The sequence below is a fragment of the uncultured Rhodoblastus sp. genome (genome assembly GCF_903903185.1).
Classification (GTDB): domain Bacteria; phylum Pseudomonadota; class Alphaproteobacteria; order Rhizobiales; family Beijerinckiaceae; genus Rhodoblastus.
Genome location: NZ_CAIUXT010000111.1, coordinates 1 through 24,276 on the forward strand (window position 1 = coordinate 1; position 24,276 = coordinate 24,276).

A 24,276-nucleotide genomic window follows, 5' to 3' on the forward strand; every position below is an offset into this window, starting at 1 on the left:
AAACATCGGCGCCGGTTCGCGACCAGCCGGCGCCGATGATCTGCCAATTCTTACCCTGGCGATGGCGACGAAGGCTTGGCGCTTGGTTCGTCGGCTGAAGCCGCGGAAGCCGATTCAGGTGGCCGAACCGCATTGCGCAGCCCGCGCAGGTGCTCCGCGAGGAATTCGCCGGCCTCGCGCAGGCGCGCAATGGCGTCGTCGAGAATATCGACGAGCGCGGCGCGCTGTTCCGAGAAGGCGGAGCGGACCAATCCGTCCTCAAAGGCGGAGCGAGCGCGCGCCGCGAATTCCGGCGTCGTCCGCGAGACGTCATCGAGGGTCTTGTGGCTTTTCAGGTCCTCAACTATCACCTGATCCCGCTGCTCGCGGCCTTTTTTCAAAAGGTCGAGCGCGAGCGCTTTGTAGGGTTTTTCGGAGGCGTCTCTTTCCACGCGCCGCCACAGATCGTTCTCATCGATGGGAGTGCGGTCGCCAAGCGCGCGGGATCGTTGGACGGCGGCTAGAACCGCGCCTTTCGAGATGATGGTGTGAGTCCGCCCGGTCGCGCGGCTTTCGGCCGTGTACATTTTGAACGCGGTCGTCGCGGCCGTTCCGCGGGGCAGGGCGTTGATATGCTCGCCTTTGGTGCTCATGCCTTGGGCGGCGTCGATGGTGAAAGCGCGGCCGGGCCCGAGCAACAGGCGGCCCGTCGTCTTGTCGGTCATAGCCTTCCAGTCGACATTCAATGTTATGCCGCGAGCGTTGCGGAGCAGAAGGCCCTGCGCGGCTTTCCCGACGACCTCCACGATGTCGCCGTTGTTGCCGACGCCTACGAGGCGGCCATCGATTTCGACCCGGGTTTTTCGATAGAGTCGCAGCCGATCTCCGGTAGCGATTGGAAGGTCGAAGAATTCCGGCCTGTCGGCGCGGTACAGGACGGCTTTGTAATTTGCGTCGTCCGCGCCGATCTCGCCTCTGGCTTTCAACCGTTGACGAATGGCGAGGCTGATGTCGGCCGCCTCCGCGTTGGTAAGGGTTGTGATTGTGACGCCGAGCGCGGGATCCTGGACGGCAAGCGCGTCGGAGCGCGCGATATAGAGATCGGCGACTTTCTGGATGACCTGATCGTAGTCGCCGTCGACGAGTTGCGCTGTGCCGTCGTCCCGTTTCATCGAGAAGGCGACGCCGGCTTCTCCGCCACGAAATAGCGCGGCGATTTCGCGATCTCGGGCGGCTTTTTGGCGCACGGCGGTCAGAACTTCCGGCAGGGACTCTTTAGGCAGGACGCGGCGAAGGAGCTCGATCGTATCGCCGGCCTCGATCGACTGGACCTGCTCGCGGTCGCCGAGCATTTTGATTGTCATGCCGGTCGCGGCCTGAAGCTCAAGAAGCCTCAGCATGGATTTCGGGCCGATCTGGCTGACCTCGTCGATGACGAGAACAGTGCGATCGTCCGGGCGAAAGTCGCCTGTGTCGATCGCGTTGAGAAGGGCCTGAAGCGCGAAGGTTTCGGCGATGCCGGCGTCTTTCAGCGCGTCGGCCTGCCGCCAGGCGGTGGACATGCCAACCACGCGCCTTCCGTCTGCCCGCCAAGCGTTGACCAAGGGGCTAAGCATGGTCGTTTTGCCTGCCCCGGCGACGCCGGTCAGGAGGGAAAGACGACCGCCGCGTCCGAGCGCATAGATCGCGGCGGATTGTTCGCGACCGAATTTAATTCCTTCGCCGGCGCCTTCGCCGGCAGAGATGGCGGTTCGGATAGCGACTTCCGCAAGGTCCTGGGAACGATCGAGCGCGGCTTGTCGCGCCTTTTCCGAGACGGATTGTTCGATCTGGATCTGTACGCTGTGGCTTATCCGGACGCCATGCTCGTGGTGGCCGGAAATAAGAGAAACCCGGACGCCATTATGAGTGAAGCCGCGTCGTTCAATCATATCGACGACGGCGTCGACGTCTTTGCGTCCGCTTGGCGCCCCAACCGAAATCAGGCCGCGCGCGGCATGGACGCGCAAGCGCTCCTGATCGAGAACGGCGGCTGTGACGAATTCGTTGGAAAGGGATTCTGCTGCAACCTTGTAGGCGGTCTCGTGACGCTCGGCCTCGCGGATGGTCTGGCGCGAGGCGCCGGCTAAAACCGTTTCATGGCTCCATCCAATGTCAGCGGCCTGTGCGCGCCAGACGTCGTGGGCTTCCTCCCTGGTTTTGCCGAGGCGACCGGCCGCGCTTGCTTCGTGAAGGAGCGTTTTCTTGCGGTCGAGGGAGAGTTCGTCCCAGTTCAGGCTGTTGTCGCGAGCGAACCGTTTGGCGTCGCCGATGACCTGGCGGTCGCGTTTGCTGAAAAGAGCCACCGCTGCTTCAGGAACGTCGAGGACGACGATCGCCTGTTCGGCGCCGTCGTAGCCGACCCGGACACCGAGGTCGCGGAGGTTTTGGGCGAGATAAGCCTGAAAGACCGCGCCCAGTTCATGGATTTTATGCGCCGTGATAACGCGGGAATCGATTGAACCGATGCGACCGTCTTTCGTGACGACCAGGTTCGGAATGAAGTTGTGCAGGTGGAAATGCGGATCGCCGGCGATCGGCGCGTCGACAAGATAGGTGCCGCCTCCGGCGCCATCCTGCACGGCGAGCGTTGGACGCGCGGCGTCGTGCGTGAAAGTCACCCAGGCGATGTCGCCGGCTTCGACGCCTTTGCTGCCGCCTGCGCCCTTCCGGGCCTGGCCGAGGTCATGTGCCGCGTAGCGCAAAGTGGCGTCGTTGGCTTGGTGGATTGCGTTGCGGATCAATTGCCGCTCAGCTTCGCTTGCGGCAAATTCGGCGGCGAGAGAAACCGATTTATGCGGCGCGAACACGAAATCGAAACCGGAATTCGAGCGAGGCCGGGTCGTCCATGCCTCGCCGTTATCTGCGCGGCGGGCTTCGAAGAGAGGATCGAGTTCCGCGTAGCGCGGTCTGTTTTTTGGGTTTTTGATCCCGAGGGCCGCGGCGACATTGGCCGGCATGTCGGTGCGCCAGATCGCGGCCTCGCCTCGTCCGGTGTAATAGTTCGTGAGCGTTTCGCCGGTGTCGAGGTTGCGTCCCGCAGGGCTGATCCCAGAGACTGTCAGGGTTTCGGGTTCGGGAGCGTCTTCGGTGAGGTAGGCGCGAATTTTTGAGCCATCGGAACTGGCCGCGACTTTGGCGAAGTTGAGCATGACTTATGAGACGGCTGCATTTTCGGGAGGCGTTTGGGCGCCCAGGCGCGTCTCGATCCGTCCGGATGTCGCGAGGTTTTCCTTGGTCAGCCGCGCAATTTCTCGCTGTTGCTGGATAATGAGAGCGAGCAGTTCGCGCAGGCTCGGCCCGTCGTCTTCGGGCTGCTCGGGTGTGAGTATCTGGATCAGATGAGCGAGCAAGCCGTGCAGAGCGCTGACCTCGTCGCGTAGGAGGCTGGTCGCTTCGAGCTGGGCGTTTTGGGCATGATCCATGCCGCGAACGAGCGCGATAAGCGTCCGCGAGTCTTGGAGCGGGTCCGCGGCCGGGTCAGGAGCAGGGGAGGCGGCTGAAGCGGCTTTTAAGGGGTCAGGCATTTGCATCGTTCCAATTTGCTTTTGGGATGATCGCAGATTTGGGGCAGGCCGCGCGAAGTCCAAACAGCTGGCGAAAATTGTGAAGGTCGGGGGTTCCTGTCATCCGGGCTCGATGGCCGTGGCGAACGCGTCCGCCATGGCCTGGGACCATCCCCAGGCCTTTGGCGAGTGTCGGAGCAAGTGGCGCGAAGTCGAACGGCCACGAAAAAAACTCGGCGGCGGCAAGAGACTTTCGTCAATTGAATCCGCGGTTGCACGAATGGCGATTCGCGGCGAGAGCGAAAAACGGAATACCATCGGCCACCGCCGCCGCCCGCCCAAAACCGCATTTTGACAAATCGCGTCAGGAGCCCTGCGGAAGCCGAACGGCGCGTCCCGCTATCCCTGTGAAGCCGTCGCCTTGAGACTGACCGCCAGCGGCCTTCTCCGTGGATTTGGCGCGCGTCGATTTTCTGAGGGGTCGTTTTTCTGATTGGCGAGCGCCGGAGGCGCCAGGTCCGCGCCCCGCGCGCGGACCGCACTAACAGTGCATTGGTCCGTATGGGTCGTTTTTTGATTTTCTAGTGTCCTCCTGCTGTCCACCAACTGTCCATGCGCTGTCCATCTGCGGTCCACACGCGGTTTACCCGCTGGATCGTGTTGGACCATCGCGCGCGAGCGAAAGACTGCTTGCGCGCGAAAATTCTCTGCTCGCACGCGCACCGCGGGCGCCGCCCCCTGCGTGTGACCCAGGATAAAAAAATCTCGGATGGGTGATTTTCCGGATCGAGTTCGCGCCGGTGGCTGCTCTCATGTTGGCGCGGCAGGGGCCGACGGAGGCGAGTATGGAAGTTGACGGGATCAAGGATGCGGCGGTCAAGAGCGGCGCCGCGATCAAGTTGGACACGGCGCTTTAGCGATGACCGATGACAACGACGAAGAGAGGGAACGTCCGGCGCGGGTGCGCCCCTCCAAAAAATCGATCGACGCAATGTTGCAGCGGGTCGCGCGACCCGCATGGCGGTCGCCACTGTTCTGGTGGCTGATCGATCATCACGATGAGTTGCGACAGGCCGAGGTCAATACCGGGCGCGGCGTCACATGGCAAAGCCTGTGCGAGGATTTTCCGGACCAAGGGATAACGCTGGCCGATGGAAGGCCCGTCACCCCGGCGACGGCGAAAAGAACCTGGCAGCGGGTCCGCAAGGAAATCGTGCGGGTCGCGGAACGCCGCGCGCGGGAACTCGCGGAGCGCGAGGCGCAGCGCGCGGCCGATCCGCGACGCAACATGCCGTCGAGGTTCCCGAAGGGCGAGTACGGACCGCCGCTTTCCTCGGTGCAACCGGGGCCGGCGCCGGCGCGGGCGCTCGTCCCCGCGCCGCGTCAGACGCCTGTGGTCGTATCGGCGACATCTGCGCCAGCTCGTGATGACGAGTATTGGCGCGACATGGTCTTGCCGGAGTGTTTGAAGGACACGTGCGTCGTGGACTGGGATAATTCAGTGCTCGATTTGCGGCAGTTTTTTCGAAACGACGGTATTCCCGAACCTTGGGATAATCCGAACTTAGATCCAGGAGATCGTGAGGCTGAAATGAAGCTTGTCATTTGGATGCGTGCAAAAGAGTGGGCACGATATCGTCCATACGACCGGAGACACCGGTGCAAATGGTGAAGGAGAGATCAATGGATACGCCTGTTATTATTATGGTGCTCGGACGTCAGCGCGTTGGAAAGACGTCTTTTCTAAATGCCGTTGCGCAATACCTGACAGCGCGTCGTGCGGAATTTGAAATATGGGATGGAGACCAGCAAAATACGTCGTATAATTTGTCGCTGTTTCATCGAGGCGCTTTGAGGTCGTCGGAGGCCGATCCAGAGGAAGTAAAAGTCTGGCTGGAGCAGCGTTTTTCGAGTGTGATCGAGAACCGGACGAGTGCGATTTTGGATATCGGCGGCGGCGATACGCCGCTGGGCCGTCTCGTCCAAGATGTTCCTGTTGCTGAGACTCTTGAAGGAGCAGGCGTTCGGGTGGTGCTGGTCCATGTTGTCGGGCCGGAAACGGCCGATCTGGATTATCTCGGACGCTTTTCGGCTGGAGACCTTTTTGTGTCCCGGCGCACTTTGGTCGTCCTGAACGCGGGCCTGGTTCTCTCGGGAAGGTCGGTGAAGGGGGCCTTTTCACAGACGATGGAGCATCCGACGCTGAGAGCTGTTCTGCGGAACGGCGGCAAAATCGTCGAAATGCCGCGTCTTGCCTGCATGTCGGAAGTGACGGATCGCGGGCTGAGCTTCGAAGACGCCCTGGCCGGGGCTGGGGCCGGGACCAGCGCCAATGACCTTGCGCCGTTGAACCTGTTCGACAAGGCGCGTGTCCGAAAATGGTGGCATCAGGAATTGCCGAAAATGTTTCGGGACATTCCTGCGGACTGGCTTCCGGCGGAACGCGAAAGCCAGACTTCCGACGCCGCCGAATAATGGGAGAATGTCCATGAAATTGGACCAGGAAGTGGGCGCCGCCGCCCACGACCTTGATTGGCACATCAAGGAAGTTCAAGACGCGGCGCAGGACTGGGGCGTTCAGGCGGACGCCATGGAGGGCCGGTTTGTATCGGCCCTGCTGGCGGCGATTGCCGCAAGCGGACAGATGAACAAGGCGACGATCGAGCAAGTGCATCGCGTCGTCGCGGATGCGAAAGCGGCGGGCGACATCGAAGTCGGCCGTTTGAAGATTTTGTTCGCCGGCGGCAACAAGGCGATAGAACTCGGCAGACAGGCGGCCGAGACGGCGATCGCCGCCGGCCAGAGAGCGGAACAAGAGTTCGAGCGCTCGGTCGCGCAGATCGCGAAGGAATTGTCGTCAAGGCTTGTGGAGTCGAGTCAGCAATGGCTCGTGCTGAGGCAGACGAGCCGCAATCGGCGCGATGCGTGGATTCTTGCGGTGATCGTGTCGATCGCGGCCGTCGGCGTTTTCATCGGCGGCTATGTCGCGCGCGCCTACCAGGACGATGTCGCGCTTTCGGGTTTTTATGAGATGCGGGCGCGGATCGCGGATTGTCAACGGGACCCGGTGCGAGTGAAGGACGCGCATGTCGACGGGATCAGGCCAGCGTGCTGGCTGGACCAGGTGTTGGCGAAACGCGGCGGAGGCTAGGGGTACGGTTGGGCGAAGCGATACCAGTTCTCGACGCTGGATCGAGCAAAAAGACAGGCGCGGTCGATGGCGCGAGGTTTCAAGCTTGGAAAAAGGGAGGCTTTCGCCTCCCCTGTGATGTGGCGCTCGCCGGCGTCGGATCGATTGCGCCGCGTCAGCCGAAACGTTGGACGGCGTCGCAGCGGCGGCGGATTTCCGCAACGTACGTGTCGCAGTGGCAGGGCCGGGGCGCGCACCAGCAACGGAGCGCGATGCGCTCGCCTTTGAGGACGCGCGCGACGATGTCATCGATAGCCTTGCTCATAGGACCGTTCCGGGCCACGTCCGCGTCGAAATCGCGCTTGTTCGCGGCGATGACTTCGGCGCGCGCATTGTTGTCGTTATGGTCTCGAAAGTAATGACGATTACCCAGGACCGGATTGGAGCGGTCGCAATCGATAACGGTTTCGTCAGCGGCGGCCACGATTGCGCCGCGCTCACGGCGTTTTGATACAACGCGGATCGAGATATGATTTCCGTTAAGGGCCATTTTTTTGATCCCTGCTTCTCATGAGTTGGGGGGAGGAAGGGGAGGCTTTCGCCTCCCCCGTCGATCGTCACGGGACGATGTCGTCGTCGCCGTTTCCGTCGGTGTGGTTCGGACCCTTGGCGAGCCGGCCGATCTGCTCGCAGGCCAGCGAGACGCCGTATTGGGTTTCGCCGTTCTTGTCCCAGCTGGTCTGCTCGATGACGCCGGTTGCGCGGACAAGATCGCCTGACTTGATGTTGCGCTGGATGTAGGACTGGCGCGCCTCGTTGAAGATCGTGATTTCGTTCCAGCGGGTTTTTTCCGTCCACTCTCCGCGGTCGTCCTTGTAGGGATAGCTGGCGGCGATGGTGACGCGCAGGGTCGTGCCGACTTTCTTGATCTTGCCGATCCGACCGACGATCTGGAATTCCGCGCAATGGCTCATGGTTTTCTCCTGTTGTTGTCGCGAGGGCGTCCGGCTCATCCGGCGTTCCCCTCGGTGACGCAGAAAAAGTCCGGCCGGGAGACGGCGCTGAACCCGCGCTTGCGCGGGCCGAAGCACAGCGGAGGACCTCGGAGGGCGGCGATTTTGTTTCGCGAGGAATTCGCCCGCGGGGCGAAGGGGAAAATCGCTGACCGTAGAGGTTTTTGCGCCGGCTGGGCGGACTAGGCGTCCTTAACCGAGGGGATTGCCGGATGAGGCGGCGTCTTGTCCGAATTGACAGGAGGGCCTTTGGGCTTTGCGGAATTCAAGGGCGGCGGTGGCGATGGTCATGGATCGAATTGGCGCGACCCTGCGAGTCGTCATTTATCCCGGCGCGAACAAGGACGCTTCGCGCGGCAATGTGGCGAACCCCCGACTGGTGGATGCAAATCTTGTCGAGGGCGCGCGCCGCGCTCGAAGTCTGGCCCAACCTCAAACAGGTTCGTTTTGGCGTTGCCGGGCCTCGTGGGGGATGTGAAGAGGGGAGACGAACGCCCGAAAACGCGCGCGGCGTTGACTGGCGTTCCTACGAGGTCGGCCGGCTCGCCAAGGTCTTCGAACTGCAATCTCCGCGCCGGCGACGACAAAGATGAATGTTGACGATGACGGTTCGGAGTTCGCGCCATTCTGCTCGAAAACGATAAGCCGAATCGCGGCGATGGGTCGGCGAATACCGGAACGGAAACACGATCCTTTTCAGGACTTCCGCGACCGGCGCGTCGTCGCGAGCGTTGGTTTGGCAGATTGGCGCGATTGTTGGGATCGAGGCGGTCCGCCGGCGCGATGAATGGAGCTCGTTTCTGGAGGCTCCGGATGTCGCGCGGCGACGGCTGGCGTGCGGGGGGGAGGGTGAGCCGGAACACCGTCATGACACTTTGGGGATCGCCGCGGATGGGGCGCTGCGCGAGCTTCCGTTCGTTGAAGCGCCGGGATTTTCGCTCGATCCGCGTCTTCATGGCGAAGAGCTAGCGCGAGGCGGCGGTCTGCGCGCCTTTGGCGGCGATTTTGTCGGCATCTATATTGGCGATTGCGAGACGCCGGACGTCACGCCGTTGAATTGAGCCGCTGGCGACAAAAATAATGCCCGGTCGTCCTCAAGGAAGCCGGGCCAAAAGTCAATGGACGAATTTGACGATGCCGAGGACTGCGCCAACGAGGCCGACGTTGAAGCCGAAAACCCAACGGAGGGTTTCGTTCTTCGACTGAGCGATTTCAGTCCGGAGCGTGGCGGTGTCCTGTTTCCGTTCGCCGCTTTCCTTCTGGATGCTTTTGTTGAGCTCGCCGATGTCGCCTTTAAGCTCGGCTCTAAGGTCGCCGATGTCGCCTTTAAGCTCGGCTCTGAGTTCGGCGATGTCGCTTTTAAGCTCGGCTCTAAGGTCGGCGATGTCGCCTTTGAGTTCGTTCTTGACGTCTACGAGATCGCGTTTGGTCGCGACGCTTTCGGAGAAGGCGGCTTCGAGAGCTTCGGCGTGCGCCCGCGCCTGATCCGGCGTCAAGCCGCCTCGCGTGAGGCGGTCGATATAGGGGAGGGGATTGAACAGAACCTGGGTCATCGTGAAAGTCATCCTATCATACGCGTGAAGTATTTAGAAAGTTCGCGAGAGGCGGGGATCCGAAGGTCCCCGCCGATTTCGGCTCAGGCGGCGTCGAAGGCCGACATCTGGGTCTTGAGCGAGCGCCGGTCGAGCGCGGCCTGGCCGTCGGCGGGCGCTTCGTAGGCGACCCATTCTTCACCCGTGATCGCCTTGTAGGCTTCGAGGGCGCCCTGGGCGGCGGCGAGGATGGCGTGCGCCTGCATCGCCATGTCCGCTGCGAATTCCGCCAGCCGCCGCGCCTTGCTTTCGAACCCGGCCGGGGCGTCGGGCTCTTCTCCGCCCTCGGCGGTGCGGGCCGCGGCGGCGCGGGCTTCCGAGACCTTTTCGGAGTAGAAGCGGCCGGCGCCGACCGCCGAGGAGACCACGGAGCCGACGATGCGCTGGAAGTGCATCATGGTCGCCTTTTCGTTCAGCGAGCCGTCGAAGGCGTCGGCCATTTTGTGCAGGGCGTCGGAATGGGTGGCCCTGACGCCATCGTAATCGGGAAGCGAGAGGCCGTAGTTTTCGGCGATGCGCTCGGCCTGGCCCGGCGTCGGAGCAAGCAGGCGCGCGGTTTCAAAAGAGATCTTCTGCTTGGGGGCGGGCTTTTTCGCCTTGGGGCCTTGAGCGGAAGCGTTGCGATTCGTAGCCATATTTTCGGACCTTTCAGAGCGCCGGGGGCCGTTGACCCTGTGTCAGCGCGTTCCCCTCGGTGACGCCGAAAGAGACCGGCCGAAAGACGGCGCTGAACCCGCGCTTGCGCGGGCCGGAACATCGTGGAGGACCTCGGAGGGCGGCGATTTTGTTGCGCGAGGAATTCGCCCGGAGGGCGAAGGGGAAAATCGTTGACCGCAGAGGTTTTTGCGCCGGCTGGCCGGGCTAGGCGTCAATTGAACCGAGGGGATCGCGCTGACATTGGCGTCCGACCTGGCGCTCGCCAAAGAAAGGTCCACGAACGTGGCGGCTGAATGCAACCGGGCGAACTTAAAATCGCCAAGGCGAAGAAGCCCGCCTTCAAGCCCACGAGAAGCTCTGGAACCGTCCGTCTTCGAAGCCCCCGGGCCGTTCGAGGCGCACGCATGCCGCAAGCTATGATTACCTGAATCGCTCGATTACGTCCGGTCGGCGCTTGCCATTGCGATTCTGCAATTGGCCGAAAGCTCTGACGGCTTCCGATGACGTAAGGCGACGGATCGAGATGGGCTTCCAGCATCATCGGCCTGGTTCGCCTGAAGAATGTCGGGCTGGCTGTTTTGCGCTGAGAATTGGCGAGGTCGCGCAATTTCCGTTCGAAGCGGCGATGCGGCGAACGGGCCGGCTGCGGTCGGAAAAGAAAAAGTCGGGGCGCGGCGGCTGGCGGAACTTGTTGCACAAGAGCGAAGGCGCGCTTTTCTTGCTGTCGTCCAGGACCGCGTTCTTGCGCGCACAAGGCGATCACGGGCAAGGATTGGACGTGCGGTATGCGCCCAATTGTCCCGCCCGGGTTCGAACAGCGCTTTCCTCGGATCGAGTGAGGCGTGGGGTCGCTGCCACCGTAAACCGGCGGAGATCTTGAGGCTCGCGCCTTTTTTCAACAATCTCGACCTTTCGCGGACAAGAGGGCGTAGCTCGTTGAAGTTCTGAGCGCAATCGTGACAGGCATCGCCGTAAAACACACAAAAACAACATGTTGTTGCTTGCGCCGGGATTCGAACGATGCTAGAAGTTCGCTGTTTGTTCAGGAGACGGCGATGTCGAGCGATTTCAATTCCGGCGGGGCGCAGCTGATCCGCTTTCCGGTGGAGCTTGTGGCAAGACCGACGACCGATCTGTTGCGGAGCCTCGCTCCGGACTTTCGCCACGTGTCCCTGGTGGCGGAAGCCTTCGGGCTGGATGAGCCGCCGCTTGAGGTCCGGCATGAGGCCGATCGCGCGATGGCGGAGCGGATCGCGATGACGACATATTGGCCGGAGGACGCGAATGCGAAGCGCGCGGCGCTGGAGAAGATGCTGAAGCCGCTGGTCGAACGGGCGATCCGGCTTTGCCGGGAAGCGCGCGAGGCGGGCAAGCGTTCGGACGAAGCGGCCGAAAAGTTTGTGACCGCGCAGCTTGCGGGCGGGTACTGGCTGAAGCCGCTCGAGGATGCATCGGATGCGCGTGCGTTCGAATGGGCGAGCAGTCTGATCGACGCCTATGCGGCGTCGGAAGAGGCGCTGGGCGCCGCGCGGGCGGTGCGGATGGCGATTCGCGGCGAGGCGTGGCGGCCGTTCGATCTCAATGAAGAGGTCGAGGTCGCATTGCTGGGGGCGGCGAGCCGATAGGCGGCGCCGCTCTTCGGGCTCCTGGTCAAGGCGGCGTCAGGGATAGAAGCCCGCAGGGCGGAGACGCGCAGCGGCTCCGTTTACGAGAGCCCGGCCCGCGCTTGCGCGGGGAACGCCCGGATTTTGCGTTCCTGGGGGAATAGTTCAGCTCAAAACTGGCGGGATCGGCGGACTCAAAAATCGAGGAGGCTTCCCGCCGATTGCCCGATTGCCACGACTTGGGACGATTTACCGGCATCGGCTCAATTGCGGTCGGTCCCGACGTCGCCAGCGGGCGCATCGTGTCGGACCCATGGCGCGCGTTCGAACAAGACTGCTTCGGCATGTCGCGCCCCATGCCCAATCTCGTTAAATCAATTCAGCCATTCCGTCCTGGCGAGCCCCCTTGGCGACAATCTTCAGCATGCCATCGGTCAGCGGCCGTTGAAGTGTCAAAGCCTCGTTCGTCGGCGCCCGCAGCCAGACGTCGAACTCCGCCTCGGTCGTCAGGATCACCGGCATCGCTTTCGGATGGATTGGCGCGACGATCGCGTTCGGATCCGTGGTCAGGAAGGCAAATACGTCGGCGGTGATTTCACCTTCCTTGGCCTTCCGCACCGACGTCCAGCCGGTCCAGATGCCGGCGAAGGCGGCGAGAGGTCGGCTCTCGTCGAGGGCGAACCACACAGGGACCTTCTTGCCGTCTGGGCCGGTCTCGTATTCCGAGAAGGACGTGAACGGCACGATGCAACGGTTGGCCGGCCCGAGCCACCGCCGCCAATGTGGAGAGGCGACATTACGGACGTTGGTGACGCCGGGATCGGTTGCCTTGCCCTTCAGCGCGAATTGCGGCGACGGCATACCCCACCTGGCCATGGCCAATTCCCGCTCGCCATTCGTCAATCTGACGATCGGCGCCGGGTAGTCCGGGAAGATGCCTGGCATCGGCGGCAGGTTGCCCGTCGGGTCGTGGACGACACGAAACAGCGCCCGAATGGCGTCCTGTGCCCTGGTGAGACTGTAAAGGTTGCACATGGTCGCGATTATGCCCCGCAAACGAGGATGCGTCGACCTCTCGACCTTGACTCCCGGCATCAGCGGTGTTCTTTTTATGTTCTCACATCGGAGCGGAACCATGTCGGACGAGTCCGAGAGGACAACGGGCGTCGAAGATGCAGACGAAGATGTCGACGCCGTTATTGCGGAGTTTGGAGGCGATCCCCGGCAGGCGATCCGTGCGCTTCTGCATGACCTCGCGGAGTTGGCGGCGGATTCCAACGCGGCGATTTCACGCGGCTATGTGAGAGGCCGGCTTGTTCCGTTCCAATCGCGTCGGGCGCCAGGAGACACGCAATGAACAGACGGACGACGCGATCCGACGCCCACATCGACCGCCCTGAGTTGCTTTCTGCTCTCGGCGCCTGCAGGACGGCGGTCATCAGGGAAATGGCGAAGATGAAGGCCGGAGGCCCGCTTTACTATTCCGGCTCGACCGTCGTCGCGGCGATCGATGCGCTCGCCTTGATGCTGACCGGCGAACGCGACTACTTTTCCCTTACACCGCACAGCACTGGTGGATCGAAGCCGGATTAGCCAATTACTGCTACCGGCTCGAACGGGTCATTCAAGCTTTTATCGCAATGCCCAGTTCAACGTCGTTAGCGGACTTACCCGGTTTCGGTCGAACACGTTTTCGCGACAAAAATCCGAAATTCCATGTTGCGCAATCCTGACACTACGGAAACGCCATTCTAATGTCATTATCGACAAGGAAATTTTGTTACGCATTACGCTGCAACAGGCGACGCCAAAAAGCAGTTAATATTGGAGGAAGATTCAATATGAATCAGAAGCATTTGACACTGATCTGGCAATGGATGTCCGTTGCCTGCCTTCTATTCTTACTTACGAGTATTGTGTCGATTCAAGGTGGGTCGGATTTTGTCGGTAAATTGCTGGGCGATAAGGGTGCGACTCTCCCCGACAACAGGCCCGCGATCGGCTATTTCGGGGCTATTGTGGGAAGCGGCTTGTTCCTGATCGCGTCGTTTACGCTCTTTTTGCATGCGCGCCGACACGGCGATCGTTGGCACAATCGTGTGCCGGTGCTTTGGCTTGAAGGGTTAGATACGTTCGCATGGGAAGCAAAATTCTTTCAGGTTGTAGTAATTATTTTGTTTCTTGCGCTCCCTGCGGCGGCGATCGTGCTTTGCATCGCTGAAGCAGAAAGGGGCGATATCTGCGAACTCGACACAAACCATTTCTACAACGGCTCTGATAAGACCCTTTTCTGGCCGCCGCGCAGCATTGAAGGGCATCAAATGCGCCTACGACGCGAGGGCTCCGGGAATCTACCCTGCACATCCGGCATCGAGATATTCCCGAGCTTCTTGACTCCGTTCTTAGTCTACTGGCTGCCGGCGCTTAGCGGATGTATGGCTTTTATGGCTTTCGCTAAAATTTTGATGGGAAGGCCTCAGAAATCCGTTGTTGATTCCAAGACCTTCGATGATGTATCAGGCTGATTATTTGAGAATAGATTCGGTGACCTCTGCGTCGATGGTCATCGCCAATTTGCAGCCGACGATTAGGGCCGGGCTGGTGACATAAATACTTTCGAAACTCAAATTCGGCGTGCCAGCTGCGATTTTTAAGCCCGGCACGTCATCCTTTGCGATCGCCTGCGAGATTTCATTCGCCGCTTTATCGATCTCTTTACCGAGATCGAAATTCGCCCGAGCGTTGAGGGCTTTCAGAATCTCTCCTTGGAATAAGGAACTAGCAGTCGACCAAAAGGCACTGTCGATGACTTCCGCGAATTGGACATTCTCGACTTTAACAGCCCTTCCATTCGCTCCGACCGTTGGCTTTCCGGACAGGTAAACCCAACCAGTGGTATTGAACCAGCGCCCTGGAACCTTGGCGTTGATCTTCAGACCTAGAGCGAGGGAGTCCTTGCTGGGGTAAACATCTACATCCGCGATCCTGACCTCGATCTTTCCTCCCGGCACTTCTTTTTCAAAAGTTTGATTCGCAATCGCCTGATGAAGTTGTTCCTTCAAGAGGTCATATGACGCGATGGCCTGCAAATTAACCTGGAGGCTGCCACGGTCCTCGTTCAAAGGATTAAGCGTCGGCAAAGGCTGCGCAGCCGTGTCGGCGGGATTTGCCGCGAGGAGCGTTTGAGCGGCAACGCGCACGGCAACCCGAAGTCGATCGTCTAAAGGGACAATTCCAGAGAACGCGGCGGATTTCGGTTGGATGTTGAGATAAACCGGTTGCAGATTTTTGCGCTCGATCTTGATCGCCAAGGGATGCCATTGGCTAGCGATCCTCGGCTTGAAGGCATCGCATGGCAGAGCGTCTTGCGCGGCCCTCTGCAGTTCGTCGCGATGTCTGTCGAATTCGTGGTTTAATTCGTTGGCGAGCCCCAAGTTCACTGGACCGCCGCAGATTTCGGGGTGTCCGAGAGCGCCGAGGTCGATTCTGACACAATTTCGTCCGACAACTTCGACTGAAGCATCGTTAATCCACGAACCGAGGGGCGCAGCACTGATAACCGGGCACCATTGTCTGTCCAAGGTCGCGCCCACATTCACGCGAGGCGTGGCATGGATATCGATATTCTTTCCGCGCAACGAAAGGATGTCAGCCAAGGTCCCGCCAACTCCAGCTTGCCCAGTGACATAAATACCTTGGGACAGACTAAGAAATTTTCCGTTACGAGAAATATGCGTCCCTCCTTCCATGTTGATGTTAGCGTGCCAGTGGTAGTCCGCGCATTGGTTCCGCATGCCGATACTGGGGCCAGTGAAATCGGGAAATTGAACGCACACCCTTTCGGTCCCGACGCCACGAAAGTCAACGTAGGGCTTGTTGATGCACTCCTCGTGCGATCCAACATGACCTGGATTTACATACGGAATATCCAGACAAGCTATGTGGCCATCCCCGCCAATTGGCATCGATTGAGGCAGTTTCTTTTCGGCGATACGAGTCAAAACTGAATAGGGAATGTCCGCGACGAGCGTTATGACGCTGTCGGCGGCCGTTGGTTCCCGCACGTTTTCACCGCCGCGCTCTGGCGGTGTGAATAAAGCAGAATCGCCACAAGCAGACAAAAAGAGGCAGCAGATCAAACTTTCGGAAACGAACAGAATTTTTTGTTTCATTTCATTCCTCCTGGCGGAGATAACGAAGAGTCCAATTTGCAATTGTTCGACGTAACGAAAATGACATCCGCTTTGGAGTTAACGCAAGGCAATAGTTCCAGATGGCCGAAATCCTGCCCATTCATCCGTCGACTGGTTTCTTCTCGTAACCGACCCTTCGCGCTATGCCCGCAATCCATCGTTTTGAGACCAAAGCGTGCGTAGCGCCCAAACCGGTCCCCCGCCGCCCAGGGGCGTCGATACTTGGCCGCCGTCTTCCGAATAATCTGGCGGCGATAACCCGGCCACGAGCAATCTGGGCGCCACGGTGCTTTCACAAGAAATTATTATATGGTATTATTTCTCATGAAACGAGGTTGCCATGAGAGCCAAAACCCACATACCCCAGCCGTCTGAGTCGGCCGTCATCACGAAAGCCATGCTTCGAGCCGCTGAACGGCTTGGCCTGACCGCCAAAACGCTGTCGCGCGTCATAGGCGTTTCGGAGCCGACGATTTCGCGGCTCAAGTCGGGGGCGACGGTTTTGGAGCGTGGCGGCAAGTCCTTTGAGCTTTCGGTTCTTTTCGTAAGGCTTTTCCGGTCGCTGGACGCGATCACGGGCGGCGACGAGGCCGTCGCCCGCGCCTGGCTGACCAATCCCAATATGGTTTTCAAGGAAGCGCCGATCCATCGCATCGTAAGCATTGCGGGGCTCCTGGACGTCATCGCCTATCTGGACGCCCGCCGTGCCGTCATTTGAGGCGTGGCCCTATGAAGGAATCGGCTGGCGGCTCGTCGAAGCCCAACATGCGGTCTCGACCCTGAAGCTCACGGACGATCTCGGAGAACAGGAGATTCTGGAGCGTTTGATCGAGGAGACAAAGCCGGAGATTTCTGACGAATGCCGGCATCTCGATTATTTGCTGGCGACGCCATTCCGCTATGGGTCCGTTTATCCCCTCGGCTCACGGTTTCGTCGCGCGGGCAGGACGTTAGGGGTTTTCTACGCCTGCGAAAAGGTTGAGACCGCGGTGGCGGAGATCGCCTTTTATCGCCTGTTGTTTTTCGTTGAGTCTCCAGCAACGCCCTGGCCCGATAATCCGGCCGAATTCACCGCATTTTCAGTGGCGCTGAAAACGGAACGAAGCATCGACTTGACCGCGCCGCCGCTTTCAACCGATCACGCGACATGGACGTCCCTGACCGATTATGCCGCATGCCAATCGTTGGCCGACGCGGCGCGCGCTTCAGCGATCGCCTTGATCCGCTATGAGTCCGTGCGCGATCCGCAACGGGGAAAAAATCTCGCCGTGCTCGATTGCGCCGCCTTTGCAGAGCCTCGCCCGCTGGAACGCCGCGGCTTTGAACGTCGCACCTGGCGTTTGAAGCTGGGTCCAGCCGGAATTCACGCGTTGTGCGAATTTCCAATTATCAAGATCGGTTTCGACCGCGCCGCCTTTGCGGCCGATCCGCGCGTCGCGTCGTTCGATTGGGAAAGGCCGGGCGGGTAAATCCGGGCAATGGACCGTCGCGCGCGGTGCCTGACGCGGCCCCGACCAGCCCGAGCAGAAGCACGCCCACCGGACGACTCGCCTTCGGCGGAGTGCATTGCAAATTTTCTGGCTTTTTAAAAACGGCGCTGCGACTTCGCGCCGGCCGCTGGCTCTCTTGAAAAGTGTCTTCAACTTCAGGAGAGCACTTTGCGCAAAGAGAGACTATCGAGGGATGATCGGCTGAGGCCAAACATCGAAAGAGGAGGGTCATCGCGACGAGTTACCGCGCTGATCATGGTGGGTTTGGCGATGTCTGGACCCAGGGAGGTTAACGCCCAGCAGGCGGTTATGCCACAGGGCTTGCCGCAGCATGTCGTTCCGACTTATTCGGAGCCGGGTCTTCCGGCTTTCACTTATCCGCAAGGCGGGCAGTTCCTCATCGACACGGGGGCGGTCGCGGGAGCGGCGGCTATAACGACCGATGGATCCAGCCCGCCGACGTTCACGGGGAACGGAAGCGGCGTAGCCGGGGCGACGGTTGCTTCCGGCTATACCAATTATGTCGGCCAGGAAGTCGGCTCGGGTCAGTGCGTCGCGCTCGCCCAGGCGACGTCGAACGTCGGAAATACCTCGACGTGGGAGCCGGGCGCCCAGGTGCAGGGCAACACAAATATTGCAGCTGGTACTGTGATCGCGACATTTGGTTCGGACGGCTCCTACACGAATACTCCGGGCCAGAGCCATACGGCGATTTACCTCGGTCAGAACGACCAGGGGATCCAGGTAATGGATCAGTGGGCGACTCAGCCTGCCACCTATCGAACGATCAAATGGACAACAAGCAATCCCTATGAATCCGGGAGTCAATTCTATGTCGTATCGCACTAAAATTTTGGCTGGCGTTCTCGGTCTTGGCCTTTTTGCGCAGGGCGCTCAGGCGGCGTCTTTGTGCAAACCCGACATCGTTGGGATCACTTTGATCGAAGGCAAATACGACCCGCCGGCTTCGATCGTACCGGATGTGGAAAAGTACAAGGGCGACAAGATGCCCGCGGATATAATCGTACAGGGTTGGCAAAATTTGCGTGCGGCGGAACGGCCGCTGACGCTGATGTGCCGGTACAAGGGTCGGCCGAACGAGGCCTTCACCTTGCCGGATGACACGAATTCGTGCGAGCTGACCTATAACCGCGGCCTGATTTTCGAGTGCCGCCATTGAGGTGATCCGCGAAGACGAAGTCGAAGGCCGGAGGAAGCGACGCTTCGTCCGGCCTTTTCGCGTCGCCAGACGACAACAAGCGACAGCGGGCCAGGCGCGAATGCCGGAAGGGCGCGCGCAAGCCCCCGCTCCCCGGTCTCCGACCGCCCGTATTGCAGAACATCCGTCGAGCGCCGGCCCCGAAGGAAGCGCTTCGCGCGGCTTCGGGAAGGAACAAAAAAAAGCCCGCGAAGCGCATGAGCGCTCGGCGGGCTGAAGTTGCGGCGGGAAGGCGGGGCTCAATATTCGCTGGCGAGCATGACGGTCATGACACGGGTGGTCTTCGACGGATCGGCCGGGTCTTCGGAGCCATATTCGCAGTCGGAATCGTAATAATCGATTTTCCAGAAGATTGTCTCGTCGTGAAAATCGAAAGAGCCGAAATCGTGCTCGCCGTTCGGATCGTTGTCGGGCGAGAATTCGTCGAAATTCATGACTTTGGAGAAAATCGCCAACTGGCTGGCGAAGGGCAGGCTTGCCACACCGCTGGTCGTCACCAGTTTTCCGTGTTTCGACGGCGCGCGGCGAAAAGCGTCATTGAGATCGCGGATGCGAGCGGTTTCGGTTGAGAGAGCGATCGCGGTCATTGAGAAAATCTCCTGTCGATTAGATGACGGCTGTCAGCCCTCATGCAGGGCGGATTCGATGTCGCCGATGTCGCGGTAGAGCGCGGGAAGGCTAAGGATCGCGGGCGATCGGGCGGCGACGTGGACGTAATGTCGCCAGTCCGTTTTGCTCCAAATGGCCGGGTTAACGCGTTTTCCATTGCGGCCGGATGCGGCGCGCTCGCAGTTGACGATCAGGTTAGTCGCCAGGCGTTCGGCAACGATTTTGCGGGCGGAGAGCTGGCGGGAGAGCAGTTCGGCGTTCATGACTCGCTCTCCTTCAGCCGGTGTTCGATCCTCCTGGTGAAGGATGCGAGGGCGTCGAGGGCGTCTTTGTCGGTCGCGGCTTCCGGAATGCCGGGAACGAGAAGGGTCTTGTTATCGTAGGCGCGCCTGGCGACGGCGGAGACGACGGTCTTGAGCCTGTCGAGGTCAGGATGACGGCCGATCGGGAGCGCCTCGGGCGGGGATTTGAGGCCGAAGCCGATGACGCCGGATCGATCGGCATAAGCGATGAAGGGCATGATCTGTCTCCATGGAAACGCGCAACGGAATCGCGTAGCGCTGGCGGGCGGCCGGAACGAAGGAAGCGCTCGGCTGGATTGCGAGCATTTGCGCTGAAGCTGAGCGGGAAGCGCGGCGCCAAAAAGCCGCCGCGCGAGAGTTGAGTGAAACAAGGGAAACCCGCGACTTAGGCGGCTTCGGCCTGATCGGCTTCGTCTTCACCGGCGTCGTCCTGCTCGCCGTGAGGCGTCTCGCCGGACTCTCCGCATTCGGCGAATTCGCCGCTCTCGTCCGACTCGTCGTCCGCCTCGGCTCCGGAATTGAGGTCGTAGCGGTGAGGCGCTCGCGAGAAGTCGGCGCCTTCTTCGGCGGTGAGGGCGAAGTGGGCGGCCGGGAGGATGACGCGAGTCTCGCGGGCCTGTTCGACGACGGCCGCGCGCGTGTCCTTAACCCGCTGGCGGGGCAGGACGCCGAGCCCGGAGCCAAGTTGTTCGAGGGCCTTGCGGGAAAGCGAGGACAGGAAGTCGTCGGTCGCCATGGTCGGAAGTTCGGCGTCGGCGCCGATCGCGTCGCCGGCGATACGGGCGGCGAGGCCGCTGCCATTGAACTTGAGCTTGCAGTTCAGAGTGTTTTGAAGCACTTCGACCGCGACCGCTCGGATAAGGGTCGTGTCGGAGGTCAGCTTGCCGCCTGCCGCGATTTTCGCGACGAGCGAACGGGTTGGGGTGGAGCCGTTCGTGCGAATGCTGACGTTGTCGGCCGAGAGCGCGAGCAGGAGCAGACCGATGATGGTCTGATCGGCAATATCGGGCTGCGTCAGGGCCTTGCCGAGCGCTTCCGTGCGCATTTCGCCGATCATTTCCATGCCCTTGTTGGTAATGTCGGGCCGGGCCTTGGGCTGGGTCGTTTCGGAATCGTCGCCGCCGGCGACGGAGGCGGCGCCTTTTGACGGCGTGATCCGGCGGAAGGCGATCTCCTTGATGCTGCCGTCGCGCGGCACGATGTAATAGCCGATACGATCGCCTTCGGCGGGCTTGGACCAGATGCGCTCGGCGCCTTTCGGCAATTTGCCGCTGCCGTAGTCGTCGGTCTCGATGATTTCGCCATTTTCGGGAAGGGTGGCTTCGAGCCAGGCGTGCTGAGCGGCGAGGAAGGCTTCGGTGTCGGTCGTATAGCGGCCGTCTTCATTGGCAGGAGCGAAGAGATCCTCGATCCAGACAATGCCGAAGGCGCTCTGTTCCTTTTCGCCGAACCTGGCGTCGCGCGCGAACATCTGGCGCTTGGAGAGCGCGCTGGCGATGGAGTGCCAAGAGACGTCGCCATTCTTTTTCTTGGGCTTGTGAACTTCCCAGGCCTCGGTTTGTTCGGACAGGGGCGCGGAGGCTATGATGCGGAGTTCGCGCTCCTGGGGCATGTCGCCGCGACCGATGTGTTCGAGCAGGTCGGGGAGAATGTTGCCGAGGAGGCGGAGTTTGCGAACCTGGCGGATGGGAATGGCGAAGGCCGTCGCGACGGCCTCTTCAGTCCAGTTTTCGGAAACAAGGGATTCGATCGAGCGCCACAAATCTACGGGGGACATCGGCGCCCGGACGACGTTTTCTGCGACGGCGCGCATATTGTCGAGCGGATCGGCCGGTTTGACGAGAATCGCCAGCTCTTTCTGCTTGTTGGCGATGGCGGTGCGAACGCGGCGGCGGCCGGAAACGATGGTGAGCGAGCCGTCCTCTTCCTCCGAGAACAAGGGAGGCTGAATGAAGCCGATCGCCTTGGCGTTCGCCTTGAGAGCGGCGTCGGACATGCGATCCGCGGGGACTTGGCGGGGATCCTTGTTGTCTTTGAATTTCAGGGTTTTGGGATCGACGATGCGAAGTTCGATATTCTTTTCCATAAGTCCTGCTCCTGCTGGTCTTGTTTCGGTATTTCTCTCCGAAACAAGGTTTTCAGGAGCGCGGACGCGCGGCTGGGGCAAAGGCGGCGTTGGCGCCGGGATTCGGACGGACTAGCGAAGCGGCCGTACGAACCCACCCTTTGCGGCGGGCGCGCGTTCCGTGCTGCATTTCTTCCTTTATTCGTTGGGCGCCTAGGCTGCTATGTGATAGGTTGTACACATACAACCACAGAGGCAATTCCCATGGACAGCACGACTATCACGATCCGCGTGCCAGTCGCGGTTCACGAAAAGTTGGCGCGCCTATCAAAGGGAACGAGGCGTAGCCGCTCTTATCTCGCCGCCGAGGCGGTCTCTGCTTATGTAGACCGGGAACTGTCGATCATCGAGGGCATCCAGCAAGGGTTGGCCGACGTAGCGGCGGGGCGGGTAACTCCGCATGATGAAGTCATCGCGGAACTTCACGCCGTCATTGACGCCGCCGAACGCAAGAAAGCCGCGCAAGAGTGAGACGCGTTGAATGGTCTGACGCGGCCAAGGCAGATATTTGCGCGCAAATCGAATACATTGCAGCCGAGGACCCGCAAGCTGCGCGCCGGGTTGCCGTCGCCATTGGCGAGACTGGGGCCGCTTTGGGAGAGTTCGCCACCGGCCACCCGGGCCGTGTCGCCGGCACGTATGAAAAATCGGTGCGCCGACTGCCTTACATCATTGCCTATGCCCTGACCGATAACGATAGGGCTGTGTCAATCCTGCGCGTAATTCATACCGCTCGGGACTGGCGCGAGGACGCTTGGCCAGGTGACTGAGTCCGTTTCCAGCCAGATTTTGCCATGACCCTGCTGTGGGGGCCGAGCGGAAGGCTGAACGGCCCGATTCGGCATGAGAGGCAAATAATTCCGAATTGCTTTTGGACGAAACGATCACCAAACCAAAAAAGCGAGCCCGTTTAATGAGCTTGCACAATTAATCGACTAGCCTCTATCTACAAAAAATGCAGACGTAGATCATAACGGAGTAAAAAAAATCTAAGTCTGAGGCGACGTCAATCACGTTACCTTCCTGAGCACAAGACGCCCTGTCGTTCTACTTGCAATCTTATACTCTTGCCTCAAGGTAGTGAGAACTCCGACACCCCCCGCAGCTACGGCAACCCCGATTGCAGCAATGGTCGCATTTATCCCAAGCACCGCGACCGCTGCGCCTGCACTAGCTGATGCCGCCCCAAATGAGATCCCTCCTCCCGCACCGGCGGCGGGAGCTGAAGCCACGGTCGCAGCCGGTGTCGCAAGATATAAGAAAACGGCCGCGCCCAATGACAAAAAGGCGACGCCCCATGCCAGAGGCCCAATTAGCTTGATTCGAACAATTGCATTCGCAAGGTCACCTTCTATGACTATCTCGCTTTCGCCCCGCTTTGTTGCGGATGCAAGCTGCTCGTTCGTGTTTACGATCGACATATATCCCTCGTATCTATCTCTCGTATCGAATTTTACTATAATAAGGGAACTGACAACATTCGTCATTGACTCAACTCAAAACCTGCAATTAAAGCCGGCTAAATAGAGCAAATCGTTCGGCGGCTTCGAAGCTAATGGAATTCAACCACCCGTCGGGCTTATACGGCGTATAGACGGAGCATTTAGTTGTATAATTGCTCGTTTCTTGCCCTTCGTGGACTGCGACGAATTTCCGCTTTAAATCACGCGCGCCGGTTCATTTTGTTATCTGAACGTCCGCTGAACGTCGAAGGCAGCCGGTGGGACTTTCGTGTCGCAGTACCTATGAGCCGATATTTGCCTTTTTCCAAGCGCGCGACTTCCCTACATCGCTCAATGCGTGCCTCTTTCTTGAAGGATCAAGCTGCGGCGGCGGTCGGGTTGAGTTCGTCCTCGGCCTTTGTTGCGGCGAGCGATTGGTTGATCGTTTCCAGTTCGGCGCGCTTGTCGTCGAGCTCGTCCTGGAACGCGAAAGAAACGCCGAGGCGGGTCTGAAGCAAAGGAATCCAGGTTTCGGCCTGGGCGATGGTCGCGTTGTTTTCCTTGAGCTCGGCTTCGAAGCGGGTGAGTTGGTGCTCCAATCGCGAGATCAGGCCGAGAGGAGACAATTCGCTGTCGGTCTCGACGATCTCGTTCCATCCGGTTCGGGCGATGACGAGCGCCGGATAGCCGAAAGTGGCTTTGGCGAGTCGAAGTTCGAAGCCGCCAATGGCGCCGATCGGCCGGGGATGGAACGGCTTCTCCGTTTTGGCCTTCAGGGCGTGCTTGAGCAGCAGGGCGCCGGCGTCTTTGCGTTCGCTGAATTGCCTATCATTGACCGTCATCGCGAAAGCGTCGCCGCGCGTCGGCTTCCGCTTCTTCACGTCTGCCTCGATCTGCGAGATGCGGCGACGTGCGTCGTCCGCGTTGCGGGCGAGGCGGTCGATTTTTTGCCGGGTCAGGATCCGCTCGTCGAAGTGGTTCTGGCGCAATCGTTCGAGGCGGGCGATCTCGGCTTCAAGGCCGGCTTTCTGGATGAGGCGTTCGTCGCCCGAGGCGATGGCCTTGGCGAGACCGAACTGGTTGGCCTGCGCGCCGACGTCTTCGACGCGGCGGATCGAACGGTCGCCGGACATGGCCATTTCGATGAAGCGGGCTTTGCGCTCGAGGATCTGCCAGCCGGTCGCGTCGACGCTGCCCTTGGTCGCGTAGGCATAGAGCTGGATTTCATCGTTCTGGTTGCCTTGGCGTTCGATCCGGCCTTCGCGTTGCTCGACTTGCGACGGAAGCCAGGGCACGTCAAGGTGGTGCAGCGCTACGAGACGGCGCTGGGCGTTGACGCCCGTGCCCATGGTTTCGGACGAGCCGATCAGGATGCG

The 24,276-nt window shown here is 60.4% G+C and carries 27 protein-coding genes and 1 pseudogene; 14 read left to right on the forward strand and 14 right to left on the reverse strand.

Annotated features, from left to right (window positions below; translation table 11 throughout):
• Positions 1 to 50 precede the first annotated feature (50 nt).
• Together mobF and QZY01_RS10180 are read right to left on the reverse strand one after the other, a co-directional pair.
• Positions 51 to 3,170 carry a MobF family relaxase gene (gene mobF / locus QZY01_RS10175; protein WP_294536588.1) on the reverse strand — a complete coding sequence of 1,040 codons (3,120 nt, stop codon included), beginning with the start codon at positions 3,168 to 3,170 and terminating at the stop codon, positions 51 to 53.
• Positions 3,171 to 3,173: 3 nt separating this feature from the next.
• Positions 3,174 to 3,545: a hypothetical protein gene (locus QZY01_RS10180; RefSeq protein WP_294536589.1), complete on the reverse strand. Its 372-nt coding sequence runs from the start codon at positions 3,543 to 3,545 to the stop codon at positions 3,174 to 3,176.
• 898 nt (positions 3,546 to 4,443) lie between these two features.
• Between QZY01_RS10180 and QZY01_RS10185 the strand changes: the two genes are divergently transcribed.
• The 3 genes from QZY01_RS10185 to QZY01_RS10195 are packed head-to-tail and all read left to right on the forward strand — an operon-like array spanning position 4,444 to position 6,675.
• Complete coding sequence (locus tag QZY01_RS10185) at positions 4,444 to 5,196, forward strand: hypothetical protein (protein ID WP_294536591.1); 753 nt, start codon at positions 4,444 to 4,446, stop codon at positions 5,194 to 5,196.
• Positions 5,184 to 5,999: a hypothetical protein gene (locus QZY01_RS10190; RefSeq protein ID WP_294536593.1), complete on the forward strand. Its 816-nt coding sequence runs from the start codon at positions 5,184 to 5,186 to the stop codon at positions 5,997 to 5,999. Before QZY01_RS10185 ends, QZY01_RS10190 begins: the two co-directional genes overlap by 13 nt.
• Positions 6,000 to 6,012: 13 nt before the next feature.
• Positions 6,013 to 6,675 (forward strand): hypothetical protein, encoded by a 663-nt coding sequence (locus tag QZY01_RS10195; RefSeq protein ID WP_294536595.1) that lies wholly within the window; start codon positions 6,013 to 6,015, stop codon positions 6,673 to 6,675.
• Positions 6,676 to 6,829: 154 nt separating this feature from the next.
• On the opposite strand, the gene QZY01_RS10200 is transcribed toward QZY01_RS10195, so the two are convergent.
• Positions 6,830 to 7,204, reverse strand: a complete 375-nt coding sequence (locus QZY01_RS10200) for a DUF4326 domain-containing protein (RefSeq protein ID WP_294536597.1) — start codon at positions 7,202 to 7,204, stop codon at positions 6,830 to 6,832.
• Between the two features lie 67 nt (positions 7,205 to 7,271).
• On the reverse strand, positions 7,272 to 7,628 hold the full coding sequence (locus tag QZY01_RS10205) for a single-stranded DNA-binding protein (RefSeq protein ID WP_294536599.1): 357 nt from the start codon (positions 7,626 to 7,628) through the stop codon (positions 7,272 to 7,274).
• 770 nt (positions 7,629 to 8,398) lie between these two features.
• Here QZY01_RS10205 and QZY01_RS10210 point away from each other — a divergent pair.
• Positions 8,399 to 8,728 carry a hypothetical protein gene (locus QZY01_RS10210; protein ID WP_294536601.1) on the forward strand — a complete coding sequence of 110 codons (330 nt, stop codon included), beginning with the start codon at positions 8,399 to 8,401 and terminating at the stop codon, positions 8,726 to 8,728.
• Between the two features lie 54 nt (positions 8,729 to 8,782).
• Here the strand turns inward: QZY01_RS10210 and QZY01_RS10215 are convergent, their stop codons facing one another.
• Positions 8,783 to 9,220: a coiled-coil domain-containing protein gene (locus QZY01_RS10215; protein ID WP_294536602.1), complete on the reverse strand. Its 438-nt coding sequence runs from the start codon at positions 9,218 to 9,220 to the stop codon at positions 8,783 to 8,785.
• Positions 9,221 to 9,303: 83 nt separating this feature from the next.
• Positions 9,304 to 9,894 (reverse strand): hypothetical protein, encoded by a 591-nt coding sequence (locus QZY01_RS10220; protein ID WP_294536604.1) that lies wholly within the window; start codon positions 9,892 to 9,894, stop codon positions 9,304 to 9,306.
• A gap of 1,077 nt (positions 9,895 to 10,971) precedes the next feature.
• Here QZY01_RS10220 and QZY01_RS10225 point away from each other — a divergent pair.
• Complete coding sequence (locus QZY01_RS10225; protein ID WP_294536606.1) at positions 10,972 to 11,541, forward strand: hypothetical protein; 570 nt, start codon at positions 10,972 to 10,974, stop codon at positions 11,539 to 11,541.
• 348 nt (positions 11,542 to 11,889) lie between these two features.
• Here the strand turns inward: QZY01_RS10225 and QZY01_RS10230 are convergent, their stop codons facing one another.
• Positions 11,890 to 12,555, reverse strand: coding sequence for an SOS response-associated peptidase (locus tag QZY01_RS10230; protein ID WP_294536608.1), 666 nt, complete (start codon positions 12,553 to 12,555; stop codon positions 11,890 to 11,892).
• On the opposite strand from QZY01_RS10230, the gene QZY01_RS10235 reads away from it, so the two are divergent.
• The 3 genes from QZY01_RS10235 to QZY01_RS10245 all read left to right on the forward strand — a co-directional run bounded on the left by QZY01_RS10235 (position 12,554) and on the right by QZY01_RS10245 (position 14,045).
• Complete coding sequence (locus tag QZY01_RS10235; protein ID WP_294536610.1) at positions 12,554 to 12,877, forward strand: hypothetical protein; 324 nt, start codon at positions 12,554 to 12,556, stop codon at positions 12,875 to 12,877. The genes QZY01_RS10230 and QZY01_RS10235 overlap by 2 nt on opposite strands.
• Entirely contained in the window at positions 12,874 to 13,113 is a 240-nt protein-coding gene (locus QZY01_RS10240) for a hypothetical protein (protein WP_294536612.1), read from the forward strand. Before QZY01_RS10235 ends, QZY01_RS10240 begins: the two co-directional genes overlap by 4 nt.
• 248 nt (positions 13,114 to 13,361) lie before the next feature.
• On the forward strand, positions 13,362 to 14,045 hold the full coding sequence (locus QZY01_RS10245) for a hypothetical protein (RefSeq protein WP_294536614.1): 684 nt from the start codon (positions 13,362 to 13,364) through the stop codon (positions 14,043 to 14,045).
• On the opposite strand, the gene QZY01_RS10250 is transcribed toward QZY01_RS10245, so the two are convergent.
• A complete protein-coding gene (locus QZY01_RS10250) occupies positions 14,046 to 15,692 on the reverse strand; it encodes a DUF4403 family protein (protein WP_294536616.1) in 1,647 nt (548 codons plus the stop codon).
• 361 nt (positions 15,693 to 16,053) lie between these two features.
• On the opposite strand from QZY01_RS10250, the gene QZY01_RS10255 reads away from it, so the two are divergent.
• The 4 genes from QZY01_RS10255 to QZY01_RS10270 all read left to right on the forward strand — a co-directional run bounded on the left by QZY01_RS10255 (position 16,054) and on the right by QZY01_RS10270 (position 18,383).
• Positions 16,054 to 16,431, forward strand: a complete 378-nt coding sequence (locus tag QZY01_RS10255) for an antitoxin Xre-like helix-turn-helix domain-containing protein (RefSeq protein WP_342394895.1) — start codon at positions 16,054 to 16,056, stop codon at positions 16,429 to 16,431.
• Positions 16,418 to 17,182, forward strand: coding sequence for an RES family NAD+ phosphorylase (locus tag QZY01_RS10260; RefSeq protein ID WP_294536620.1), 765 nt, complete (start codon positions 16,418 to 16,420; stop codon positions 17,180 to 17,182). Before QZY01_RS10255 ends, QZY01_RS10260 begins: the two co-directional genes overlap by 14 nt.
• A gap of 189 nt (positions 17,183 to 17,371) precedes the next feature.
• Complete coding sequence (locus QZY01_RS10265) at positions 17,372 to 18,052, forward strand: BPSL0067 family protein (protein ID WP_294536622.1); 681 nt, start codon at positions 17,372 to 17,374, stop codon at positions 18,050 to 18,052.
• 4 nt (positions 18,053 to 18,056) lie between these two features.
• Entirely contained in the window at positions 18,057 to 18,383 is a 327-nt protein-coding gene (locus QZY01_RS10270) for an STY0301 family protein (protein WP_294536644.1), read from the forward strand.
• Positions 18,384 to 18,661: 278 nt separating this feature from the next.
• Here QZY01_RS10270 and QZY01_RS10275 read toward each other — a convergent pair whose 3' ends face one another.
• The 4 genes from QZY01_RS10275 to QZY01_RS10290 all read right to left on the reverse strand — a co-directional run bounded on the left by QZY01_RS10275 (position 18,662) and on the right by QZY01_RS10290 (position 21,419).
• Positions 18,662 to 19,009, reverse strand: coding sequence for a DUF3768 domain-containing protein (locus QZY01_RS10275; RefSeq protein WP_294536646.1), 348 nt, complete (start codon positions 19,007 to 19,009; stop codon positions 18,662 to 18,664).
• 33 nt (positions 19,010 to 19,042) lie between these two features.
• On the reverse strand, positions 19,043 to 19,294 hold the full coding sequence (locus QZY01_RS10280; RefSeq protein ID WP_294536649.1) for a hypothetical protein: 252 nt from the start codon (positions 19,292 to 19,294) through the stop codon (positions 19,043 to 19,045).
• Positions 19,291 to 19,551, reverse strand: a complete 261-nt coding sequence (locus QZY01_RS10285; RefSeq protein ID WP_294536652.1) for a host nuclease inhibitor protein — start codon at positions 19,549 to 19,551, stop codon at positions 19,291 to 19,293. The genes QZY01_RS10280 and QZY01_RS10285 overlap by 4 nt, the downstream gene beginning before the upstream one ends.
• Before the next feature lie 167 nt (positions 19,552 to 19,718).
• Positions 19,719 to 21,419, reverse strand: coding sequence for a ParB N-terminal domain-containing protein (locus tag QZY01_RS10290; RefSeq protein WP_294536655.1), 1,701 nt, complete (start codon positions 21,417 to 21,419; stop codon positions 19,719 to 19,721).
• Positions 21,420 to 21,662: 243 nt separating this feature from the next.
• Here QZY01_RS10290 and QZY01_RS10295 point away from each other — a divergent pair, with 243 nt between their 5' ends.
• Together QZY01_RS10295 and QZY01_RS10300 are read left to right on the forward strand one after the other, a co-directional pair.
• A complete protein-coding gene (locus tag QZY01_RS10295; protein ID WP_294536658.1) occupies positions 21,663 to 21,929 on the forward strand; it encodes a CopG family ribbon-helix-helix protein in 267 nt (88 codons plus the stop codon).
• Entirely contained in the window at positions 21,926 to 22,228 is a 303-nt protein-coding gene (locus QZY01_RS10300; protein WP_294536661.1) for a type II toxin-antitoxin system RelE/ParE family toxin, read from the forward strand. Before QZY01_RS10295 ends, QZY01_RS10300 begins: the two co-directional genes overlap by 4 nt.
• A gap of 240 nt (positions 22,229 to 22,468) precedes the next feature.
• On the opposite strand, the gene QZY01_RS10305 is transcribed toward QZY01_RS10300, so the two are convergent.
• Positions 22,469 to 22,945, reverse strand: a complete 477-nt coding sequence (locus QZY01_RS10305; RefSeq protein WP_294536664.1) for a hypothetical protein — start codon at positions 22,943 to 22,945, stop codon at positions 22,469 to 22,471.
• Between the two features lie 332 nt (positions 22,946 to 23,277).
• A pseudogene (locus QZY01_RS10310) lies at positions 23,278 to 24,276 on the reverse strand (lactate dehydrogenase); the annotation flags it as partial.

Excerpts from the sequence above, each read along its gene's own strand:
- QZY01_RS10225 (WP_294536606.1), top strand. The coding sequence starts at position 10,972 with ATGTCGAGCGATTTCAATTCCGGCGGGGCGCAGCTGATCCGCTTTCCG.
- QZY01_RS10195 (WP_294536595.1), top strand. The coding sequence starts at position 6,013 with ATGAAATTGGACCAGGAAGTGGGCGCCGCCGCCCACGACCTTGATTGG.
- QZY01_RS10240 (WP_294536612.1), top strand. The coding sequence starts at position 12,874 with ATGAACAGACGGACGACGCGATCCGACGCCCACATCGACCGCCCTGAG.
- QZY01_RS10295 (WP_294536658.1), top strand. The coding sequence starts at position 21,663 with ATGGACAGCACGACTATCACGATCCGCGTGCCAGTCGCGGTTCACGAA.
- QZY01_RS10290 (WP_294536655.1), bottom strand. The coding sequence starts at position 21,419 with ATGGAAAAGAATATCGAACTTCGCATCGTCGATCCCAAAACCCTGAAA.
- mobF (WP_294536588.1), bottom strand. The coding sequence starts at position 3,170 with ATGCTCAACTTCGCCAAAGTCGCGGCCAGTTCCGATGGCTCAAAAATT.
- QZY01_RS10305 (WP_294536664.1), bottom strand. The coding sequence starts at position 22,945 with ATGACGAATGTTGTCAGTTCCCTTATTATAGTAAAATTCGATACGAGA.
- QZY01_RS10280 (WP_294536649.1), bottom strand. The coding sequence starts at position 19,294 with ATGAACGCCGAACTGCTCTCCCGCCAGCTCTCCGCCCGCAAAATCGTT.
- QZY01_RS10255 (WP_342394895.1), top strand. The coding sequence starts at position 16,054 with ATGAGAGCCAAAACCCACATACCCCAGCCGTCTGAGTCGGCCGTCATC.
- QZY01_RS10245 (WP_294536614.1), top strand. The coding sequence starts at position 13,362 with ATGAATCAGAAGCATTTGACACTGATCTGGCAATGGATGTCCGTTGCC.
- QZY01_RS10275 (WP_294536646.1), bottom strand. The coding sequence starts at position 19,009 with ATGACCGCGATCGCTCTCTCAACCGAAACCGCTCGCATCCGCGATCTC.
- QZY01_RS10285 (WP_294536652.1), bottom strand. The coding sequence starts at position 19,551 with ATGCCCTTCATCGCTTATGCCGATCGATCCGGCGTCATCGGCTTCGGC.
- QZY01_RS10180 (WP_294536589.1), bottom strand. The coding sequence starts at position 3,545 with ATGCCTGACCCCTTAAAAGCCGCTTCAGCCGCCTCCCCTGCTCCTGAC.
- QZY01_RS10250 (WP_294536616.1), bottom strand. The coding sequence starts at position 15,692 with ATGAAACAAAAAATTCTGTTCGTTTCCGAAAGTTTGATCTGCTGCCTC.
- QZY01_RS10235 (WP_294536610.1), top strand. The coding sequence starts at position 12,554 with ATGGTCGCGATTATGCCCCGCAAACGAGGATGCGTCGACCTCTCGACC.
- QZY01_RS10220 (WP_294536604.1), bottom strand. The coding sequence starts at position 9,894 with ATGGCTACGAATCGCAACGCTTCCGCTCAAGGCCCCAAGGCGAAAAAG.
- QZY01_RS10230 (WP_294536608.1), bottom strand. The coding sequence starts at position 12,555 with ATGTGCAACCTTTACAGTCTCACCAGGGCACAGGACGCCATTCGGGCG.
- QZY01_RS10185 (WP_294536591.1), top strand. The coding sequence starts at position 4,444 with ATGACCGATGACAACGACGAAGAGAGGGAACGTCCGGCGCGGGTGCGC.
- QZY01_RS10205 (WP_294536599.1), bottom strand. The coding sequence starts at position 7,628 with ATGAGCCATTGCGCGGAATTCCAGATCGTCGGTCGGATCGGCAAGATC.
- QZY01_RS10200 (WP_294536597.1), bottom strand. The coding sequence starts at position 7,204 with ATGGCCCTTAACGGAAATCATATCTCGATCCGCGTTGTATCAAAACGC.
- QZY01_RS10215 (WP_294536602.1), bottom strand. The coding sequence starts at position 9,220 with ATGACCCAGGTTCTGTTCAATCCCCTCCCCTATATCGACCGCCTCACG.